16 protein-coding genes are annotated in these 19964 nt (G+C 62.3%); 9 read left to right on the top strand and 7 right to left on the bottom strand.

Translation table 11 applies throughout. The features are described 5' to 3' along the window. A complete protein-coding gene (locus LPB73_RS05975) occupies nucleotides 1-1542 on the bottom strand; it encodes a WS/DGAT/MGAT family O-acyltransferase (RefSeq protein ID WP_231079956.1) in 1542 nt (513 codons plus the stop codon). A gap of 491 nt (nucleotides 1543-2033) precedes the next feature. On the opposite strand from LPB73_RS05975, the gene LPB73_RS05980 reads away from it, so the two are divergent. Further along, nucleotides 2034-2522 (top strand): phasin family protein, encoded by a 489-nt coding sequence (locus LPB73_RS05980; protein WP_231079957.1) that lies wholly within the window; start codon nucleotides 2034-2036, stop codon nucleotides 2520-2522. 100 nt (nucleotides 2523-2622) lie between these two features. Here the strand turns inward: LPB73_RS05980 and LPB73_RS05985 are convergent, their stop codons facing one another. The 4 genes from LPB73_RS05985 to LPB73_RS06000 all read right to left on the bottom strand — a co-directional run bounded on the left by LPB73_RS05985 (nucleotide 2623) and on the right by LPB73_RS06000 (nucleotide 7309). Beyond that, a complete protein-coding gene (locus LPB73_RS05985) occupies nucleotides 2623-3048 on the bottom strand; it encodes a DUF4399 domain-containing protein (protein WP_089265122.1) in 426 nt (141 codons plus the stop codon). Nucleotides 3049-3075: 27 nt separating this feature from the next. After that, nucleotides 3076-4608 (bottom strand): SUMF1/EgtB/PvdO family nonheme iron enzyme, encoded by a 1533-nt coding sequence (locus LPB73_RS05990; protein ID WP_414716867.1) that lies wholly within the window; start codon nucleotides 4606-4608, stop codon nucleotides 3076-3078. A gap of 213 nt (nucleotides 4609-4821) precedes the next feature. Beyond that, nucleotides 4822-6399 carry a fatty acid--CoA ligase gene (locus tag LPB73_RS05995; protein WP_231079959.1) on the bottom strand — a complete coding sequence of 526 codons (1578 nt, stop codon included), beginning with the start codon at nucleotides 6397-6399 and terminating at the stop codon, nucleotides 4822-4824. A 106-nt stretch (nucleotides 6400-6505) separates the two neighbouring features. Further along, on the bottom strand, nucleotides 6506-7309 hold the full coding sequence (locus LPB73_RS06000; protein WP_210291562.1) for an AraC family transcriptional regulator: 804 nt from the start codon (nucleotides 7307-7309) through the stop codon (nucleotides 6506-6508). 129 nt (nucleotides 7310-7438) lie between these two features. Between LPB73_RS06000 and LPB73_RS06005 the strand changes: the two genes are divergently transcribed. Then, nucleotides 7439-7843 (top strand): hypothetical protein, encoded by a 405-nt coding sequence (locus LPB73_RS06005; RefSeq protein ID WP_089265118.1) that lies wholly within the window; start codon nucleotides 7439-7441, stop codon nucleotides 7841-7843. Between the two features lie 66 nt (nucleotides 7844-7909). Here the strand turns inward: LPB73_RS06005 and LPB73_RS06010 are convergent, their stop codons facing one another. Then, complete coding sequence (locus tag LPB73_RS06010; RefSeq protein WP_089265117.1) at nucleotides 7910-8782, bottom strand: SDR family oxidoreductase; 873 nt, start codon at nucleotides 8780-8782, stop codon at nucleotides 7910-7912. Between the two features lie 112 nt (nucleotides 8783-8894). Here LPB73_RS06010 and LPB73_RS06015 point away from each other — a divergent pair, with 112 nt between their 5' ends. The 6 genes from LPB73_RS06015 to ppc all read left to right on the top strand — a co-directional run bounded on the left by LPB73_RS06015 (nucleotide 8895) and on the right by ppc (nucleotide 17096). Beyond that, on the top strand, nucleotides 8895-9704 hold the full coding sequence (locus LPB73_RS06015) for a crotonase/enoyl-CoA hydratase family protein (RefSeq protein ID WP_231079960.1): 810 nt from the start codon (nucleotides 8895-8897) through the stop codon (nucleotides 9702-9704). A gap of 177 nt (nucleotides 9705-9881) precedes the next feature. Next, entirely contained in the window at nucleotides 9882-11426 is a 1545-nt protein-coding gene (locus LPB73_RS06020; protein ID WP_231079961.1) for an acyl-CoA synthetase, read from the top strand. Between the two features lie 22 nt (nucleotides 11427-11448). Further along, entirely contained in the window at nucleotides 11449-12243 is a 795-nt protein-coding gene (locus tag LPB73_RS06025) for a transporter substrate-binding domain-containing protein (protein ID WP_231081085.1), read from the top strand. 60 nt (nucleotides 12244-12303) lie between these two features. Further along, nucleotides 12304-13290, top strand: coding sequence for a tripartite tricarboxylate transporter substrate binding protein (locus tag LPB73_RS06030; protein WP_414716868.1), 987 nt, complete (start codon nucleotides 12304-12306; stop codon nucleotides 13288-13290). Between the two features lie 5 nt (nucleotides 13291-13295). Continuing rightward, on the top strand, nucleotides 13296-14219 hold the full coding sequence (locus tag LPB73_RS06035) for an NAD(P)-dependent oxidoreductase (RefSeq protein WP_231079962.1): 924 nt from the start codon (nucleotides 13296-13298) through the stop codon (nucleotides 14217-14219). A gap of 93 nt (nucleotides 14220-14312) precedes the next feature. After that, nucleotides 14313-17096 carry a phosphoenolpyruvate carboxylase gene (gene ppc, locus LPB73_RS06040; RefSeq protein ID WP_414716869.1) on the top strand — a complete coding sequence of 928 codons (2784 nt, stop codon included), beginning with the start codon at nucleotides 14313-14315 and terminating at the stop codon, nucleotides 17094-17096. Nucleotides 17097-17298: 202 nt separating this feature from the next. On the opposite strand, the gene LPB73_RS06045 is transcribed toward ppc, so the two are convergent. Further along, entirely contained in the window at nucleotides 17299-18417 is a 1119-nt protein-coding gene (locus tag LPB73_RS06045; RefSeq protein WP_231079963.1) for an SMP-30/gluconolactonase/LRE family protein, read from the bottom strand. Between the two features lie 306 nt (nucleotides 18418-18723). Between LPB73_RS06045 and LPB73_RS06050 the strand changes: the two genes are divergently transcribed. Beyond that, complete coding sequence (locus tag LPB73_RS06050) at nucleotides 18724-19956, top strand: tetratricopeptide repeat protein (protein WP_231079964.1); 1233 nt, start codon at nucleotides 18724-18726, stop codon at nucleotides 19954-19956. Nucleotides 19957-19964: the final 8 nt, after the last annotated feature.

Consider the following 19964-nt stretch of genomic DNA (forward strand, 5'->3'; position numbering starts at 1 on the left):
TTAGCTGGCGGTCTTGAGAGCATCGGGTGACGCGAAGGCCGCCTGCAGCAGCGCGAATTCATCTGGCATCATGTCGGCGAGCACTTGCACATGCGGGATGATGTTGGCGCCGGCGATGAAGCCGAAATCGAGTTGGTCGCGATAACTCTGCACGGTGATGTTCAGCGCCAGCCCATGGGTGGCGATGGACACCGGGAAGATGTGCAGCAGCTCGGCGCCGGCCGCATAGAGTGTCTGCCGCGGACCGGGCACGTTGGACACCGTGATGTTGGCCGCCGGCGGCAACACGTCGGAGAGGTTGGTGCGGCTGTAGAGCAGCGCCAGGATCTGCACCATGATCGGTGCGCCCAGCATGGAGATGTTGGAGACCTGCGGCATCAATGCGCGTAGCGGATGCGACATCTCCTTGGACTTGGTCGATTGCGCGATGATCGCTTCCAGCCGCTCCTTTGGGTCCTCGATATTAGTGGCGATCGAGCAGATCATGCCGAACACCTGATTGTTGGAATCGGTGTTGCCTTCCTCGCGCAGCGAGATCGGCACCGCGGCAGTCAGGGACTTGGCGGGCAGGGCGCCTTTTTCCTTGAGGTAGCGCCGGACCACGCCTGATGAGAGCGCCAGCACAACGTCGTTCAGTTTGCCGCCGGCTTGTTTGGCAACGGCCTTCGCGGCTGACAGCGGCACCGACACGCCGGCAAAGCTGCGCTCCGAGGAGATGGTTTTGTTGAGCAGCGTCGGCGGCGACAACATGCTGTTGAGACTGTCGCGCGATTTCGGATCGGCGATTTTGGCCATCACGTCGGAGGCGCTCTTCACCATGGTCGGGATCGAGCCGGCGAATTTCACCGCGCTCTCGATCTGGAACATGGCGTTGTCGAACAGGATCGAGCCGATATCGCTCTTTCCGGAGCGGGGCAGTTCGATGCCTTTTCCGGAATTCTCCAGCGGCTGACGCCAGAGCTGCTGGTAGGAGTCAATGAAGCTCGCTGCGATATCGCGCGGCTCCTGACGCTGCTTGGCGCGCACTTCCGGCTTTTCGATCTCGCGCGGGATCGGTGTCACGTCATAGATCATGCTGGTGAGTGCGGCGCCTGCGCCGCCATCGATGCAGGCATGGTGCATCTTCGAATACAGGCCGATCTCGTTGTCCTTCATGCCCTCGAAAACATAGAACTCCCACAGCGGCCGGGCGCGGTTCAGCAGCTTGGCATGCATCCAGCCGACGATGCGCTCCAGCGTGGGACGGTCATGGGGCGCGGGCAGGCTGCCGCGAAAAATATGACGGTCGATGTCGAACTGGTCGTCCTCGACCCAGGAGGGGTGATCGATATCCAGCGGGGCCTTTTCCAGCCGGGCCTTGAGGATCGGCGCCACATGCAGGCGCGAGGCGATCATCGCCTTGAAGTCCTCGAAGAAGTCGCCCTTGTAGTCGTCGGGCAGGCGAAAGATCGCCATGCTGCCGACATGCATCGGCATCTCCGGCGTTTCCAGATACAGAAACGACGCGTCCATTGAGGACAGCTTCCTGCTGGCTTCCGCCATGATACGTCCCTCCCTCGCATGGTCACCGACGCCTTTGCGGCGCTCTACCGATGAGTGTGCCTGCGCGCGGGGCGAATATGCAATGGCAAAGGCGAGGCCGGAGACCGGCTAGGCCCACGACTTAAGGCTGGGGTCGTCGAGGCGCTGGGAAGTCGGTTTGCCGACTTAAAGGGCAGATGCCATTTGCCTTGCCCAGTTGGATATCCGGAGAATCCGTGGCTCGAAAGGCTAAATTATAAAGCTAAATCAACACGTCGGTTGATCTTTCTCTTCTGGGCTCTGGCGGTAGCCCGTTAATGCATCAGGCGCCGCCTGATTACAGGGCAGATCACGGGTTTGTGATGTTGCGATGCACCATCGATGTTGCGGTGCATTATTTACTATGTCATAGAAGTTGCACCCCGGGCCCACAACGGCGGGACGGGGTGAGCCGAGCCTGAGTGCAAGCATGAGCTTTGCAGAGGCGGCCCAACCCGAGGATGGAGACGAACATGACGATCGAAACCGAAACCAATTCCGTGCTGAACAACGTCAAGCAGGCTTTCGCGCCCGTCACCGAGGCGTTCACCAAGCTGCAGAATCTGGAAGTGCCCGAAGCGACCCGTGACTTCGTCAAGCGCGCTGCCGGCACTGCCAAGGACAAGGCCGCCGACTTCCAGGCCAATTCCGAAAAGGTGACCTCCGCCATCGAAACCGCTGTGTCGAACTCGGTCTCCGAGGCGACCAAGATCAGCCGCAACGTTCAGGACGCGTTCTATGCCGACGTCCAGTCGTTCTTCGCTGGTATCGACAAGCTCGCTTCGGCGAAATCGCTGACCGAAGCCTTCCAGGTGCAGACCGATCTCGTGCGTGCCCATGGCGAAGTTTTGAGCTCGCGCGCCAAGGCGTCGACCGAATATCTCGGCAAGCTCGTGTCGGAAGGCGCCAAGAGCGCGCAGGACAACTTCTCGAAGGCGACGTCGTTCGCTAAGACCGCCTGATCCACACGCGATCAAGCGACATGAATTCGAAAGGCCCGCGCAAGCGGGCCTTTTTTTGTTCTGGCAGAGCAGGCCGCACGTCCCGGCGTCGGAAGCACGCTCACTTGATTGTCACGGTGATCTTGTTCGAGACGATGGGCGGGTTGAAGGGATAGTGAGCGCCGTCTCCCAGCACGAGCTGGAGCGTATGTTTGCCGGGGGGCAATTCGATGCGTGCTTCGGTCTGGCCGGCTCCGAAATGGAGATGCGACTTGTCCTGCGGGATCGGCTCCTTGGGATCGAGCGGGTCATTCACATCGATCAGCAAATGATGATGGCCGCTGTTCTGGAAATTATCGCCTGCATGAGTGACACCCATATTGCGCAAACCGAAACGACACCAGAACCCGCCCTTGATCACCGCTTTGTCCTGCGGCCACACGAAATAGAGGACCGCATCCTTCGGTGCGGACTTTCCTTGCGCATGGACTGCAAGGGGCGCCGTTGACAGCATGGCGGACAACACGATGAGCCCGGTGATCCTCATGAAGCAGCCTTTCCTTCGGGGGCGGTCTCAGGACGAAATGGCAATCCGGAAGCCGTGGGTCGGATATCGCACATTGGTGTCGTAGCCATCGCGGCTTGCGGGTCGGACGTAACGCGCATCGTTTTTCCAGGAGCCGGATCGAATGACGTGCGAGACGCAGTCGTTCTCGACCCATGGCGCGCCGTTCTGCGGGGCACCCTGATAGTTCTTGTGCCAGCAATCCTCTGTCCATTGATTGACGCCGCCACCCATATCGTAGAGCCCGAATGGATTTGGCTTCAGGCTGCCGAGCTTGAGCGGCTGTTCGGCGGCGGCGTCCGTGCAGTTCTTGCAATTGGCCATGCCGGGCTGGAGCTGATCGCCCCACCAGTATTTCGTTTGCGTGCCGCCACGCGCGGCATACTCCCATTCAGCTTCGCTCGGGAGCCGGAAGGCTTTTTGCGTTTCCTTCGCGAGCCATGCGACAAACTGCTTGGCATCGGTCCAGCTCACATCCGTGACCGGAATGTCGTCCCGCCCTGTCACCAGAAACGCGCATGCATTCGCAGCAGCGCACGCGTTCCATTCCCGAACCGAGACCGGATACTTGCTGATAGCGAAAGGCTTGATCGTGACCTGATGGACCGGCTTTTCCGATATGTCGTCATTGCTGCCCATCGCGAAGGTCCCGCCGGGGAGAGGGACCATGATGGGCTCTATGACCGGCTTTGGTGGTGCTGGCGGCGGGGGCGGGGCAGGCGTTACCGCCGGCGCAGGTTCAGGCCGGGCTTGCTTGGCGGCGGGCGCGGGCGCTGATCGGGTGCTTGCATTTCCTGTCTCTTGCGGAGGCGCCGCGGGAGCTGACGCCTGATTGCCGATTTCACCGCGCGGGTAAGCCCTCATGTACCAGACGCCGGCGCCTGCGAGAGCCAGCAGGATTGCGCAAAACGAAATGATCAGAACATGTTCACGCCGCTTCCGCGCCTTGTTGAATGCCGCGGGATCAGGAAGCACCCGGTAAACGCGCACAGGATCGGTAATGTTCTTGATCTTGCGGTCTCCAAGCGACTCGTAACCGCAGACGAGCTTGTGCTTGATCTGCTCGTAGATGCCACCCGAGATGTACACTTGGCCGGGGTCGGCGATCCCCTCGAGGCGCGCGGCGATATTGACGCCATCGCCGAAGACATCATTGGGCTCGATGATCACGTCTCCCAGATTGACCCCAATGCGATATTCGATCCAGGAGCTCTTTGGCAGCGCAGCGTTGCGCCCGATCATGCTTTGCTGGATGACGATGCCGCACCGAACGGCTTCGACCGGACTGTCGAATATCGCAATGAACCCATCGCCAGTCCTTTTGACGAGTTTGCCGTCGTGCTCGGCAATGCTCGGCTCGATGAGGTCACGCTCGATGCGTTTGACGCGCGCATGCGTTTCTTCCTCATCGAGTTCCATGAGGCGGCTATATCCGCAGATGTCCCCCACAACGATCGCCGCAAGGCGACGCGGCGTTCCGACGCGCGGGGCGGCGGGGTCCTTACCCCTGCCTGAACTGATGTCACGAATCTCGCCGCGCATGACTTCGCGCCTCTACAACGGACACACGAGGTTCACTAGCCGTTCGGCCGACCGTCATGACGCTACGCTCAACGTCTCCGTCAGACAATTAGCTGAAAACGCAAATTGGCTGATCCCGGAGGAGCCGCGCGGTAGCGAGATGACGACGTTCCTCGCATTCGCTGTATCGATATACCCGGCGCCGATAGAATAAGGCGGTAGCTACACAGGTTCTCAGTTCACCTGCCGCTCTTTCCCGACCCAATAGGGATCGCGCAACTGTCGTCGCAGGATCTTGCCCGACGCATTGCGTGGCAATGCTGCGATGAAGTCGATGGTCTTCGGCGCCTTGAATCCCGCGATGCGCTCGCGCGTGAACTTCATCAGTTCGGTTGCGCCGAGCTCCTTGCCGGGCTTCAGCACCACCACGGCCTTCACCGCTTCGCCCCATGTATCGTCGGGAATACCGATGACGGCAACTTCGGCGACATCCGGATGATCGCAGATCGCGCTCTCCACTTCGGCGGGATAGATGTTCTCGCCGCCGGAGATGATCATGTCCTTGATACGGTCGTGGATGTAGAGGAAGCCGTCTTTGTCGAGATAGCCGGCGTCGCCGGTGCGCAGCCAGTTGTCGCGGCCGAGCGTGCGCGCGGTGGCGTCCGGCAGATTCCAGTAGCCGACCATGTTGGACGCCGAGCGCGTCGCGATCTCTCCGACCTCGCCCATAGGCAGCTGTTTGCCGTCGACATCGAGGATGGCGATTTCGATTCCCGGTAGCGCCTTGCCGGCGGAACGCATGCAGTCGCGGCCCTCGACGTGATCTTCCGGGGCGAGCACCACGATGGTACCGGTGGTCTCGGTCATCCCGTACATCTGCACGAAGCCGCAGCCGAATACGCTGATGCATTCCTTGAGCAGGGCGGCAGGGATCGGCGATGCGCCATACATGATGTAGCGCAACTTGCTGAAATCCATCTCTCGCGCACGCGGCTGCCGCACGATGAACTGCATCGCTGCCGGCACCAGGAACAGTTTGCTGATGCCGTAGTCCCGGAAGAAATCGAGCACCTTGTTGGGATCGAACTCCCGCGCGATCACGCTCTTGGCGCCGTGATAGAGGCCGAACACCGCCCAGCCGACGCCGCCGATATGAAATACCGGCATCGCCACCAGCGAGACGTCGTCGGCGGTCCAGACATTCCAGTCAGGGTTCTCGTCGGTGCCGCCGATGCGCAGCAGTGACAGGAAATTCTGATGCGACAGCATCGCGCCTTTCGGCTTGCCTGTCGTGCCCGACGTGTAGAGCTGGATCGCGACATCGTCCTTGGTCATGGTGAGGTTCGGGTCGCGCTCGCTCTGTGCGTCGCGCCAGGCCGTAAAATCCTGCCACTCGGTTGCGCCGCCTTCCATGGTCATGACGATGCGCACGCCCGGCATTTGTGGCTTGAGGCTGCGGACGAGATCGACGAATTCCGGTCCGACGAACAGGACGCTTGCCTTGGCGTCGTCGACAATGAAGGCGATCTCCGGTCCGGCGAGCCGCCAGTTTACGGGTGCCGTCACCACCTTGGCCTTCACGGCGCCGGCAAGAAGTTCGATAAACAGATCGCTGTTCTTGCCGAGATAGGCGATACGTTCGTTCGGCTTGACGCCGAGCGCGATCAACCCGTTGGCGACGCGGTTGGCATTGTGATCGAGTGATCTGTAGCTGGTCTCGCGGCCCTCGAATACCAGAGCAATTGAATCGCCGCGCGTCTGTGCTTGCACGCGAATGACATCGGCCAGCGTGGCCGCTTCCGCAACGGACATGTGTCTCCCTCCCTTCGATTATTTTTAGTTACGGAGAGTGTGAGGGTGTCCGGGAGGGCTGACAAGATGAGAAAGGTGCTGCGGTGCGGTGAGACGTGCGCGGACTTCACCCGGCGTCGCGCGTCCTGCGCTGTTTTGCAAAATAGCGCGCGGGCGGCTCGCCGAAGGCGCGACGAAACATCGCGATGAAGTTGCTGGACGTGGCATAGCCGAGCGCTTCGGCGACATCCGCGACGGGTTCATTGGCGGCCAGCCGTTCCAACGCCAGCGTGAGACGCGCCTGCTGCCGCCACTGCGTGAAGCCCATGCCGGTCTCCGTCATGAAGATGCGACGTGCCGTTCGTTCCGACAGGCCAGCCCATTCGCCAAGCTCATGCAGCGTGCGCGCGTCATGCGGCCGCCGGATCAGCGCATTGGCGATACGCAAGGCGCGGATATCCGTCGGCATCGGCAGATGCAGCGGCTCCTGCGGCGCACCGCGGATTTCGTCGAGCAGCACGGCCACGACGCGCGTCTGCGCCGGCGTCAGCCGATCCGCATTCGTCCAACCCGCAGCGCGCCTGACGAGCGCGCGCAGCAGATCGCTGACACCCATGACGCAGGGCTGCGACGGCAATGTCCGGCTCGCGGCCGGCGTCAGGAGCACGCCCCATCCGCTCAGTACACCGCTCAGGGTCACCTTGTGATGGAGCCCGGGCGGCAGCCAGCCGATGCGCTGCGGCGGCAGTAGCCACGAGCCCTGTTTCGTGTGCAGGCGGATCAATCCGCTTTCGATACAGAACAACTGGCCGCGGCGGTGATGATGCCAGTCGAGTTCGCGGGTGCCGAGCCGAAATGCATCGCCGGGCTCATCGCTGCCCCAGATGGCGATTGCGGATGGTCCGTCGAGGCGCTCGGTGAGCGAGGTCATGATACCATGCCTTTTCAGAACCGCTCCAGCCTGGCCGGTTCTCATTATTTTGCGTCCGAATGTCGTTAACGGGTTTGAGCGACCGGGTCTATCTCCGCATGCAGATCAACGAACAGTCAGGAGACGACGATGAGCCTCGATAGCGGTGCCTTTCTCATTCACGATGTTGCGGCCTTCCCGATCGTGTGGGTCCGGCATGATGAGCTTCAGCCGGGAAGTGCGGCGCAGTGGGAGGTCGAGATGGACGATCTCATCGGCCGCAAGCAGCCTTTCGTCATGATCATGGCCAGTCATCATCATGATGAGGCGCATGAAGATCGCAAAGCGAGGGGGCTTTGGCTCAAGCGCAACAAAGCGACGCTCGCGCTGCTTTGCCGTGCCATCATTGCCGTCGAGCCGAATGCCGTCACACGCGTTCTCGTGGAGGCCCAGTCGGCACTTGCGACGAAGGCGTTCGGCATCAGTTCCGCGGTGGTCGCATCCGAAGACGAGGCCATGAGGGTTGCGCGCGAGCGGTTGCAGGTTGCGCGTTGATCAAAAAACAAAGCGAGGCCTCCCGCATGGGAGAGCCTCGCTGCCGGTCGAATTATTTTGCGGCCCTTACCCCCGCTGCGCCTTGTCCTTTTCGTTCTGCGCTTTGATGCTGTCGCGTGCCTGGATCCATTCGGCATCGGACCAGTCGCGCAGCTGATAGAAGTTGCCGCCCATGGCGAGCGCCTGCGCGCCGTCCATGGCGATGGTCTCGCCTGATATCCAGTCGCAGCCGCCGGAGATCAGAAACACCGCGAGGTTCTGCAGCTCTTCCATCTTGCCGACGCGGCCCATCGGGTTTTGCGCGCGGGTGCGCGCGCCGGCCTCGTCGCCGGGCTTGATGCGCTTGCTCATGCCTTCGGTGGGGATTTCGCCGGGCGCGATGGTGTTGAGGCGGATGCCGTAGCGGCCCCATTCGGTCGCCAGCGACATGGTCATGGCATGGATCGCCGATTTGCTCATGGCGGAGGGCACCACATAGGGGCTGCCATTGCGTACCCAGGTCACGGTGATCGAGACCACGTTGCCCGGCACCTTGTCGGCGATCCAGCGCCGGCCGACTGCATGGGTCATGTAGAATGTGCCGTGCATCACCGTGTTGGCGACCGCGTCGAAGCCGCGCGCCGACAGGTCCTGCGTCCGCGAGATGAAATTTCCGGCGGCGTTGTTGATCAGGTCGGTGAGGGGACCATCGGCCCAGATGCCTTCGATCATCGCATCGACCGCCGCGGCGTCGCGGATGTCGACGCCGTGGCTGGAGACCTTGCCGCCAAATTCCGCCATCAGCTCGGTTGCGGTCTCGTCGCATACAGCCTTGCGGCGACCGCAGATATGCACTTCGGCGCCGAGTTCGAGGAATTTCGCCGCCATCGATTTGCCGAGACCGGTGCCACCGCCGGTGACGAGGATTTTTCGGCCTGCGAGGAGCTGCTGATTGAACATGGGAGGGTCCTGCTTTAAGAGGATGCGGACGGGTTAATTAGTTGATTGACTAAACCCGATACCGCTTGCGTGTAAAGCGGGAAGAAAAACAAGTCTAGGAAGGAAACCACCCATGGAAGACCGCATCTCTGTGTCCATGACGGATGGCGTTGCCGATGTTCGGCTGGTCCGCGCGGACAAGATGAATGCGCTGGATGCGGCGATGTTTGCGGCATTGGTCGATACCGCCGAGCGCCTGAGCCACGAGAAGGGCCTGCGCGCGGTCGTGCTGTCCGGCGAGGGCCGGGCGTTCTGCGCCGGCCTCGACATGGGACGATTCGCCGCGATGAACGACAATGGTGGCGACGGTATCGGCGGCGCGCAGAAGCGCGACCTGGCGCTGCGCACCCACGGTCTTTGCAATCACTCCCAGCAGGCAGTGTGGGGCTGGCGCCAATTGCCGGTGCCGGTGATCGCCGCGGTTCATGGCGTTGCCTTCGGCGGCGGCTTCCAGGTCGCGCTCGGCGCCGACATGCGCTTTCTCGCGCCGGACACGCGCATGTCGGTCATGGAAATCAAATGGGGCCTCGTGCCTGACATGGCGGGCACGCCGATCCTCGCCAGCCTCGTGCGCGACGATATCCTGCGTGACCTCACTTATACCGGACGCATCTTCTCGGCACAGGAAGCCCTGAGCTACGGTCTCGCCACGCGCATCTGCGACGATCCGCGCGCCGAAGCACTGTCGGTTGCGCTGGAGATCGCGCAGAAGAGCCCGGACGCGATCCGTGCCGCCAAGCGCATGCTCAACAATCTGACGGTCGATCCCGGCCCGGCGCTGCTCGCCGAATCCGTCGAGCAGATGAAGCTGATGGGCGGGCCGAACCAGACCGAAGCCGTGCGCGCGAATATCGAGAAACGTGCGCCGAAATTTGTGGATTAGCCCGCGACGTTCTCAGCCGTCATTGCGAGCCCTGAGAAAGTTGGACTTCCAACTTTCTTTGGGCGAAGCAATCCAGAAAGTCACAAACGAAGACTGGATTGCTTCGTCGCAAGGGCTCCTCGCAATGACGGCGAAGAGTTCATCAAAAATCAAAAACAAAAATCCGGAAACGTATCCATGTCGACAAATTCCCTGTTTCAAGGCGTCATCTCAGGTGATCGCCGCCGCGGCTTTGCCGAACTGACCGAACGCGCGAGCCGCATCGCCGGCGGGTTGTCGCGGCTTGGCGTCAAGCAGGGTGACAGCGTCAGCATCCTGATGCGCAACGACACCGCGTTTCTCGAAGCGGCCTATGCGGTGGCGCAGCTCGGCGCTTACGGCGTGCCGGTGAATTGGCATTTCAAGCCGGAAGAGATCACTTATGTGATCAAGGACTCCGGCAGCAATATCCTGATCGCCCATGCCGACATGTTGCATCAGCTGCGCGAGGCGATCCCGCAGGGCATCGTGTCGCTGAGCGTGCCGACGCCGCCGGAGATCGTCGCGAACTACAAGGTCGATCCCGCACGGCTCGGCACCCCGGACGGCGCCGTCGATCTGGAGAGCTGGCTGACCGAACAGGCGCCCTATGACGGCCCCGCGCTGCCGCAGCCGCACAACATGATCTACACGTCGGGCACCACCGGCCATCCAAAGGGCGTGCGCCGTTTCGCGCCGACGCCTGAGCAGGCGGCGTCCGCCGACCAGATGCGTGCACGCGTCTATGGCCTCAAGCCCGGTGCACGCGCCTTGCTGCCCGGACCGCTCTATCACTCGGCGCCCAATGCCTTCGCGCTGCGGGCAGGGCGGCTTGGCGGCGCGCTGGTGCTGATGCCGCGCTTCGATCCTGAAGAATTCCTGCGCGTGGTGCAGGACGAGAAGATCGACACCATCTTCATGGTGCCGACCATGTTCATCCGCCTGATGAAGCTGCCGGAGGACGTCCGCAAGAAATACGACATGTCGTCGCTGCGCCACATCATCCATGCCGCCGCGCCGTGCCCCGCCGATGTGAAGACTGCGATGATCGACTGGTGGGGACCGGTGATCTACGAATTCTACGGCTCCACCGAATCCGGCGCGGTGACCTTTGCGAATTCCGAAGACGCGTTGAAGAAGCCGGGTACTGTCGGCAAGATCGCGTCCGGCGCCGAACTGCGTTTTCTCGGCGATGACGGCGAGATTCTGCCTCAGGGCGAGATTGGCGAGATTTATTCGCGCATATCAGGCAATCCGGATTTCACCTATCACAACAAGCCCGAAAAGCGCGCCGAGATCGACCGCGACGGCTTCATCACCTCGGGCGATGTCGGCTATCTCGATGCCGACGGCTATGTCTTCATCTGCGATCGCAAGCGCGACATGGTGATCTCCGGCGGCGTCAATATCTATCCCGCCGAAATCGAAGCCGCACTGCATGCCGTGCCCGGTGTGCATGACTGTGCAGTGTTCGGTATTCCCGACGAGGAATTCGGCGAGTCCCTGATGGCGGTGATCGAGCCGCAGCCCGGCGTGGTGCTTGACCTGGCGACGGTGCGTGCGGACCTCAAGAAGGCGCTGGCCGACTACAAGGTGCCGAAGCAGATGGAGATCCAGTCGAACTTGCCGCGAGAAGACTCCGGCAAGATCTTCAAGCGGAGGCTACGCGATCCCTATTGGGCAAAAGCGGGACGGACGATCTAGGAGGACGATGATGCGCGTGGCAATGATTGGAAACAAACTTGCCGCGCAGATCGCGGCAATCACGCTTCTGATGGCGGCGTTTGCCGGTCCTGCAGTTGCCGTCGACCTCGAGCCGAAGCAGATCCTCGCGCCATCCGGTAAGCTGCGTGTCGGGCTCTATCCGGGAACACCGACGTCTATTCTCGTATCGCAAACCGAAGGCCCGCGTGGTGTCGGCTACGATCTCGGCAAGGAGCTCGCGCGGCAATTGGGCGTGCCCTATGAGCCGGTGGTGTTCTCCAGGAATGCCGAGGTTCTCGAAGCGGTGAAGACAGGCGCCGTCGATGCCGCTTTCACCAATGCGTCGGCCGCGCGTGCGAACGACATGGATTTCGGCCCGTCTTATCTGGAAAGTGATCTTGGCTATCTCGTCGCGAAAGAGTCCAGGGTTGCGGGGCCCGATGATGTCGATGTCAAAGGCGTCCATGTCGGCGTCACCGCCGGAAGTTCATCCGATGCGGTGCTGTCGCGCGATTTGAAGAATGCCGAAGTCGTCCGCGTGCCGGCCATCAGGCTTGCGCCCGGCCTGCTGATGGCCGGCAGCATCGATGTGTTTGCCACCAACAAGGCGACACTGTTTGAACTCGCAGAACAGGCGCCGGGGGCGAAGGTGCTGGAGGGACGCTGGGGCGTCGAGCGGCATGCCATCGCGATCCCCAAGGGGCGCGACGAGGGGATGGCATTTGTCCGCAAATTCACCGAGGATGTGAAGGCGCAGGGACTGGTCGACGCGGCCATCGGACGGTCCGGACTGCGCGCTGCGACCACAGCCAAGTAGCCATATCAAGTAGCAACGACACGAGATTGTTGCGCGATATTACAAGAGGGACGACCACCCATGCCCGTGTCTTTGCCTGCGCCCATGAAACTGGCCATCGCCACGGCGGCTGCACTGCTGTCTTTCGCCAGCCCGTCGCTGCATGCCCAGACGTTTCCCAGCAAGCAGGTGACGATCCTCGTACCCTATGCGGCAGGCGGCGCGGTCGACGTGCTGGCGCGGACCTTTGCGCAGTCGCTGTCGAAGACCTGGGGGCAGCAGCCGGTGGTGGACAACCGTCCGGGTGCCGGCGGGATCATCGCCTCGCAGGCCCTCGCGAAGTCGCCGCCCGATGGCTATACGCTGATCCTTGTGGCATCGGGCCATCCGCTCAATCAGTTCTTCTATCCAAAGCTGCCCTACGACACGTTCAAGGATTTCACCGCGATCAGCGAAGTCGCCTATTCGCCGCTGGCCATCGTGGTGTCCAAGGACAATCCGGCAAAGAACCTGCAGGAATTGCTGGCGCAGGCGAAAGCCAAGCCGGACTCTTTGTCCTACGGCATGTCGGGCAATGGCACCTCGGCGCATCTCGCCGGCGAATTGTTGAACCACATGGCCGGCACGAAAATCGTCTCGATTCCCTACAAGGGCGGTGCGCCTGCGCTCACCGCGGTGATTGCCGGCGACATTCCCATGAGCATCAATCCGCTGCCCGAGATCGTCGGTCAGCTCGAAGGCGGCGCGGTGCGTGCCGTGGCGGTGACGACGGCGACGCGCTCGGCGGCGCTGCCCAATGTGCCGACGGTCGCCGAATCCGGTGTCGCCGGTTATGATACGGCGGTGTGGTGGGGATTCCTCGGACCTGCCGGCATGCCGGCCGATGTCGTGGCGAAGATCCATGCAGATCTGGTGACGGCGCTGAAGGATCCGGTGGTGCTGGCGGCGCTGAAGAAGATCGATGCCACGCCGGTCGGCTCCTCGCCCGCAGATTTCGACAAGTTCATGCATGCCGAAGCGGACAAATGGGGGCCGGTGCTGAAGGCGGCAAACATCAAGGTCCAGTAGGTAATATGACTGAACGTTCGAACCAGTGGCACGTCGGCCTGATCGGCTATGGCGAAGTGGGGCGCATTCTCGCGGAAGACCTGCGCGAGCAGGATATCCGCGTCAGCGCCTATGATCTCAAACTCGACGGCGCAGATGTCGGGGCGCTGCGCGACCATGCCGAGACCCATGGTGTCACGCTCGCATCCTCGCATGCCGATCTCGCCTCACGTGCGGATTTCATCGTCTGTGCGGTGACCGCAAGCCAGACAGTGCCGGCGGCGCAGGCCTGCGTGCCCGGTCTGAAGCCGCAGGCGTGGTTTCTCGATTTCAATTCGGCATCGCCCGGCGCCAAGCAACGAGCCGCGGCACTGATCAACGGCGCAGGTGGCCGCTATGTCGAGGGCGCGGTCATGACCTCGATCCCGCCATACCGCATCAGGGTGCCGCTGCTGCTCGGCGGCACCGGCGCGCGCGATCTCGCGCCGCTGCTCAATGCCATCGGCTTCGATGCGCAAGTCGCCAGTGACAGGCTTGGCGTCGCCTCGGCCACCAAAATGTGCCGCAGCATCATGATCAAGGGCCTCGAGGCCATGGTGATCGAGAGCTTCACCACCGCACGCGCCTATGGCGTCGAGGACGCCGTGATCGCCTCGCTGGTCGAGACGTTTCCGAGCATCGACTGGGAGAAGCAGGGCGCCTATTTCTTCCAACGTGTCATCGAACACGGCCGCCGCCGCAGCGAGGAAGTCCGCGAGGTCGCCGAGACCGTGCGTGAGATCGGCCTCACGCCATGGTCGGCGGAGGGGACGGCCGAGCGGCAGGGCTGGGTCGCCGATCTCGCCGATGACGGGCTGTTCGGCACCAAGGGCGAGGCGGGTTTCGCGCGCAGCGCGGACTGGCGCACCGAGGCGGATCGGATCTTAGGTAAGGTAAAGCCACGAAGCTGAGTTCCGGGACACTGCTGGGCGCTGCAACTTCGTCTTGCGTCGCAGCATGACTTGCGACCAAATGGGGCGCCGGCAACTTCCTGGAGCGTCCTTGTGTCCCTGACCCTGTCCACCGAAGAACCCGTATCCCAGCGCGGTGACGATCCTGCTCACCAGGAGGCCGATGCCCGGCTGCGCGAGGACATCCGGCTGCTCGGCCGCATCCTTGGCGACACCGTGCGCGATCAGGAAGGCGAGGCGGTATTCGCCCTCGTCGAAAACATCCGTCAGACCTCGGTCCGTTTTCACCGCGACGAAGACAAGCTGGCGCGGCGCGAACTCGAAGCCATTCTCGACGGCATGTCGATCGCCGAGACCGTGCGCATCGTTCGCGCCTACAGCTATTTCTCCCATCTCGCCAATATCGCCGAGGACCAGAACAACATCCGCCGGATGCGAGCGCAGCGCGCGAATGCGGCCAACGCATCGGGCACGCTGGCCCATGCGGTGAAGCGCGCGCGCGAAGCCGGCATCGATGCGGCGCTGCTCAGCAAGTTCTTCGGACAGGCGCTGATCAGTCCGGTGCTGACAGCGCATCCCACGGAAGTGCGCCGCAAGAGCACCATCGACCGCGAAATGGAAATCGCGGCATTGCTGGACCGGCGCGAGCGCATGCAGCTCACCGCCGAGGAGATTGAGGCGTCCGAGGAACAGTTGCGCCGCGCCGTCGTCACCCTGTGGCAGACCAATCTGCTGCGCCGGAGCAAGCTGACGGTGCTCGACGAGGTCGCCAACGGATTGTCGTTCTACGACTACACGTTCCTGCGCGAAGTGCCGCGGCTGCATTGTGTGCTGGAAGACAGCCTGCGCGCGCAGGGCGGCGCTGCCGAACTCGGCTCGTTCCTGCGCATGGGCAGCTGGATCGGCGGCGACCGCGACGGCAATCCGTTCGTCACGGCAGATGTGATGCGCGGCACCATGATGCTGCAGAGCAGGCGCGCCTTCAGCTTCTATCTCGACGAACTTCACGCGCTGGGCGCAGAGCTGTCGATGGCGGCGCATCTCGCCGATGTCTCCGATGAGCTGCGCGCATTGGCCGAACGCTCCCCTGATCCATCGCCGCACCGCGCCGGCGAGCCCTATCGTCTGGCGATCTCCGGCGTCTATGCCCGCATGGCGGCAACGGCCCATGCGCTCGAATTGCCGAACCGCCGCGCGGCCGTGGGCGATGCCCCGGCTTACGCATCGGCGCAGGAGTTCAAGGCCGATCTCGACGTGCTCGATCGCTCGCTGATCGCTGATAATTCCGCTGTCATCGCCCGCGGCCGGTTGCGGCAATTGCGCCGCGCGGTGGATTGTTTCGGCTTCTATCTCGCCAGTCTCGATATCCGGCAGAACTCGGCGGTGCATGAGCGCACCGTCGCCGAACTGATCGACGCCGCGATGCCCGGCACGTCCTATCTCGCGCTCGGCGAGGAAGCGCGCATCGCGCTGCTGACGAATGAATTGAAGAACGCGCGGCCGCTCGGCTCGCTGTTCGTCAAATACAGCGACGAGACGCTGGGTGAACTAGCGCTGTTCCGTATGGCGGCGCAGGTCCACGCGAAATTCGGCGCGGCGGCGATCCCTCAATGCATCATCTCCATGTGCAAGGGCGTCTCCGACATGCTCGAAGTCGCGGTGCTGCTGAAGGAAGTCGGGCTCGTCGATTGCTCCGGCCGCAGCGGCATCAATATCGTGCCGTTGTTCGAAACCATCGAGGATCTGCAGGCCTCTGCAGCCATCATGGACCGCATGTTCTCGCTGCACGACTATCGCAAGCTGGTCGACAGCCGCGGCGCGGTGCAGGAAGTCATGCTCGGCTATTCCGATAGCAACAAGGATGGCGGCTTCGTCACATCCGGCTGGGAACTGTACAAGGCCGAGATCGAGCTCATCGAAGTGTTCGAGCGGCATCACATACGGCTCAGGCTGTTCCATGGCCGCGGCGGCTCTGTGGGCCGCGGCGGTGGCCCGAGCCACGATGCGATCCTGGCGCAGCCCGGCGGCGCGGTGGACGGCCAGATCCGCATCACCGAACAGGGCGAGATCATCTCCAGCAAATATTCCAACGCCGAAGTCGGCCGCAACAATCTGGAAATCCTCGCCGCTGCAACGCTGGAAGCAAGCCTGCTGGCGCCAAAGCACAGCGCGCCGCGCCGCGAATATCTCGAAGCCATGGAGGAGATTTCCGAACTGGCCTTCAAGGCCTATCGCGGGCTGGTCTATGAGACCGAAGGCTTTGTCGATTACTTCTGGGAATCCACCGTCATCAACGAGATCTCGACGCTGAACATCGGCAGCCGTCCGGCCTCGCGCAAGAAGACCCGCGCCATCGAGGATCTCCGCGCCATCCCCTGGGTGTTCTCCTGGGCGCAATGCCGGTTGATGCTGCCGGGCTGGTACGGTTTCGGCAGCGCCATCGATGCCTGGCTCGCCAATCATCCCGACAAGGGCATGGCCTTCCTGCAGGAGATGCACCGCGAATGGCCGTTCTTCCGCACGCTGCTGTCCAACATGGACATGGTGTTGGCCAAGAGCTCCATCGCCATTGCCTCGCGCTATGCCGAGCTTGTCGCCGACCAGAAGCTGCGCGAGACCATCTTCGGCCGCATCCGCGGCGAATGGCATCTGTGCATCGAGACGCTGCTGGATATTATGGAGCAGGAGCGCCTGCTGCAAAACAACCCGCTGCTCGACCGCTCGATCCGCAATCGCTTCCCGTATCTCGATCCGCTCAACCACGTGCAGGTCGAGTTGCTGAAAGAGCACCGTGCAAATAATCCGGACGAGCAGGTGCTGCGCGGGATTCAGCTGACGATCAACGGCATCTCGGCGGGGCTCAGGAATAGCGGATAGGGGGAGCGCGCAGATGTGAGTGGCCTCCCTCCCCCTTGCGGGGAGGGTCGGCCGAACGAGGCGATGCGACGCATCGCCGAAGTGGAGGCCGGGTTGGGGGTGCCACAGGCGCCGTCGCTTGTGGCACCCCCAACCCGTCACGTTTGCTCGCTCCGCTCGCAACGCGCCACCCTCCCCGCAAGGGGGAGGGTGAAGAAAGCCCTCAACAGAAATGCGCGCCCTGCGTTTCCACATAGACCGCATAGAGTGACTGACTTGCCGTCATGAACAGCCGGTTGCGCTTCTTGCCGCCGAAACACACGTTCGCGCAGGTCTCCGGCAGCTTGATTTGGCCGATGCGCTGGCCGTCCGGCGCGAAAATCTGCACGCCGTCATAGCCCTCGCCAACCCAGCCGGCGCCGACCCAGATATTGCCCTCGGTATCGACGCGGAGTCCGTCAGGGAAGCCGGACTTGCCATCCAGCGTCATGTCGATCAGCGGCTTTGCATTGCTGAGCTTGCCGCCGTCGACGTCGTACTGCCACACCACATTCTTGGCATTGGGATAATGCGTGATGCCGGTGTCGCAGACATAGAGCTTCTTGTAATCCGGACTGAAGGCGAGCCCGTTCGGCTTGAACGGATCGTCCGCGACCTTGCTGATCTGGCCGCTCGTAGGATCGATGCGATACACCGCTTCCTTCTGGTGCGGTTGCGTGACGCCCGCCGCTGCGCGTTGTCCTTCATAGAGATTGATGGCGCCGTAACCGGGATCGGTGAACCAGATCGCCTTGTCGATCGGATTGACTACCATGTCGTTCGGCCCGTTCAGCGGCTTGCCGTTTGCTTGTTCAGCCAGCGTCGTGACGCTGCCATTGTGCTCGAAGCGGACAAGGCGCGTGCGCTGCGCGGAAAGCTGGCGGCCCTCTGTGTCGAACGAATTTCCGTTGCTCTCCTCGGATGGATAGCGGAAGCGCTCGGAGATGTGGCCGTCATCGTCGAGATAACGCAACTGGCGATTGGCGGGAATGTCGCTCCAGATCAGATACTGACCCTGTGCATTCCACGCCGGTCCCTCCGCCCACAGGCAGCCCGTATAGAGCCGCTTGATGACGGTGTTCCCGACTCTCGCCTTGAAGCGATTGGCGTCGATGACGACGATATCGGGATCGGGATAGCGTTGCGGTTCCGCGCCGCGACCGAAATTTCGCGCAAGAGCATCAGGCGCGATCAGCGTCGTCGCTGCCAATGCAGCGGCGCTGCCTAGGATATTTCTGCGACTGAGTGAGTTGGATGGTGCGGCGGGTTGAGCTGCGTCGTTCGCGTCGAGCTGAGTTGGCATCGTCGTCCTCCCGGCTTTTCTGGTTTGCTCCAGTTATTGCCAGCAGTCTAAATACCGTTGCGACGGCGATGCTACACAATTCGATGCTGCCGCGCGGTCATGGCGGTGCACAAGCGCGCATCGCAGCGCAGTGAACGTTTTGATAGTTCCATGCGACCAACACCAAAGCTCTCATTTGATGCGCGGTTCCCCATGTCGTTGTTTCGCTGTCACATATGTGTTGCAGTCGCTTCTGCAGCATTGCTGTTCGCCACATCATTGTCAGCACACGCGGATAATGGATGTCGCCCGCCGATGGATCAGCGGATGATCGCAGGCTGTAGCGATATCATCGATCGTCCCGGCGCAACGGATGCCGAGCGCTCCGAAGCGCTTCGCCTTCGCGCCATCGGGAACTTCGAACTCGGCCATATGGAGGCGGCGCGCGCGGATTTTACTGCGTTCATCGCACTCAATCCTGATTTTGCGAAAGGCTATGGCGCGCGCGCCATGGTCCACAACCGCCTCGACGAATTCGATCTGGCTATCGCGGATGCTAACAAGGCGATCGCCCTCGATCCCACTTACTCCTCGGGCTTCGGCTCGCGGGCGAGCGCCTATGAATCCAAGGGCGATTTCGTGCGGGCGCGCGCCGACTATGACAAGGCGATTCGCCTGCAGCCGGGCAATTCGTCCTACCACCGCGGACGCGGAATGTTGCGGAAGAGATTGGCCGACATCGATGGCGCGATCGCGGATTTCTCGGAAGCCATCCGCCTCGATCCGAAAGACTATGCGGCGTTTGCATTGCGCGGCAACAGCCGTGCCGCTAAGAAAGACTACGAGAGGGCGTTGGCCGACTATGACGCTGCGCTACAGATCGAGCCCGGCGACAGCTATGCCCACCGTGGTCGCGCCGACATCAGGATTCGACGCGGCGACAATGACGGCGCGATCGCGGATTTCGATGTCGTTCTGGCCGGCAATCCGAACGACGTCGGCGCCCATGTTGACCGCGGCATCGCCTTCGCGCGCAAGGGCGATTTCGCCGGCGCGATCCCGGACCTGGATGCGGCGCTGAAGCTGAGGCCGGATGATCCCGACACCCGCAACCGGCGGTCGCATATGAACTTCATCGAGGGACATTTCGCCGAGGCTGCCGCCGATTTCGGCGACGTGGTCGAGAAGACGCCGGAATACGAGCTGGGCAAGCTGCTACGCTACATCGCGCGGGCGCGCAGCGGCGACAACGACATCGGCGAGCTGAAACGCAATACCGACAAGCTCGATCGCAAGGGCTGGCCATGGCCGATGGTCGCGGTCTATCTCGGCCAGATGAGTCGGGAGGAGATGCTCGCCAAAATGAAGAACATGCGGCTGGAGGACGACTTCGGCGATTGCGGCGTGTCGTTCTATCTCGGCCAGTATCTGATGGTGAAGCACAAGCCGCAGGAGGCGCTGCCCTATCTGAAACAGGCAGCTGAAGTGTGCCGGGGCGATGGCGAATTCGAGCGTGACGCGGCTCGCGCCGAGCTCAGGCGGCAGCAGGCGGCGCGCTGATCAATAAA

The sequence above is a fragment of the Tardiphaga sp. 37S4 genome (assembly GCF_021044645.1).
GTDB lineage: Bacteria > Pseudomonadota > Alphaproteobacteria > Rhizobiales > Xanthobacteraceae > Tardiphaga > Tardiphaga robiniae.

Bases quoted from the DNA above. Each gene is read 5' to 3' on its own strand.
- LPB73_RS05975 (WP_231079956.1), bottom strand. From the start codon at position 1,542: ATGGCGGAAGCCAGCAGGAAGCTGTCCTCAATGGACGCGTCGTTTCTG.
- LPB73_RS05980 (WP_231079957.1), top strand. From the start codon at position 2,034: ATGACGATCGAAACCGAAACCAATTCCGTGCTGAACAACGTCAAGCAG.
- LPB73_RS05985 (WP_089265122.1), bottom strand. From the start codon at position 3,048: ATGAGGATCACCGGGCTCATCGTGTTGTCCGCCATGCTGTCAACGGCG.
- LPB73_RS05990 (WP_414716867.1), bottom strand. From the start codon at position 4,608: ATGCGCGGCGAGATTCGTGACATCAGTTCAGGCAGGGGTAAGGACCCC.
- LPB73_RS05995 (WP_231079959.1), bottom strand. From the start codon at position 6,399: ATGTCCGTTGCGGAAGCGGCCACGCTGGCCGATGTCATTCGCGTGCAA.
- LPB73_RS06000 (WP_210291562.1), bottom strand. From the start codon at position 7,309: ATGACCTCGCTCACCGAGCGCCTCGACGGACCATCCGCAATCGCCATC.
- LPB73_RS06005 (WP_089265118.1), top strand. From the start codon at position 7,439: ATGAGCCTCGATAGCGGTGCCTTTCTCATTCACGATGTTGCGGCCTTC.
- LPB73_RS06010 (WP_089265117.1), bottom strand. From the start codon at position 8,782: ATGTTCAATCAGCAGCTCCTCGCAGGCCGAAAAATCCTCGTCACCGGC.
- LPB73_RS06015 (WP_231079960.1), top strand. From the start codon at position 8,895: ATGGAAGACCGCATCTCTGTGTCCATGACGGATGGCGTTGCCGATGTT.
- LPB73_RS06020 (WP_231079961.1), top strand. From the start codon at position 9,882: ATGTCGACAAATTCCCTGTTTCAAGGCGTCATCTCAGGTGATCGCCGC.
- LPB73_RS06025 (WP_231081085.1), top strand. From the start codon at position 11,449: ATGATTGGAAACAAACTTGCCGCGCAGATCGCGGCAATCACGCTTCTG.
- LPB73_RS06030 (WP_414716868.1), top strand. From the start codon at position 12,304: ATGCCCGTGTCTTTGCCTGCGCCCATGAAACTGGCCATCGCCACGGCG.
- LPB73_RS06035 (WP_231079962.1), top strand. From the start codon at position 13,296: ATGACTGAACGTTCGAACCAGTGGCACGTCGGCCTGATCGGCTATGGC.
- LPB73_RS06045 (WP_231079963.1), bottom strand. From the start codon at position 18,417: ATGCCAACTCAGCTCGACGCGAACGACGCAGCTCAACCCGCCGCACCA.
- LPB73_RS06050 (WP_231079964.1), top strand. From the start codon at position 18,724: ATGATCGCAGGCTGTAGCGATATCATCGATCGTCCCGGCGCAACGGAT.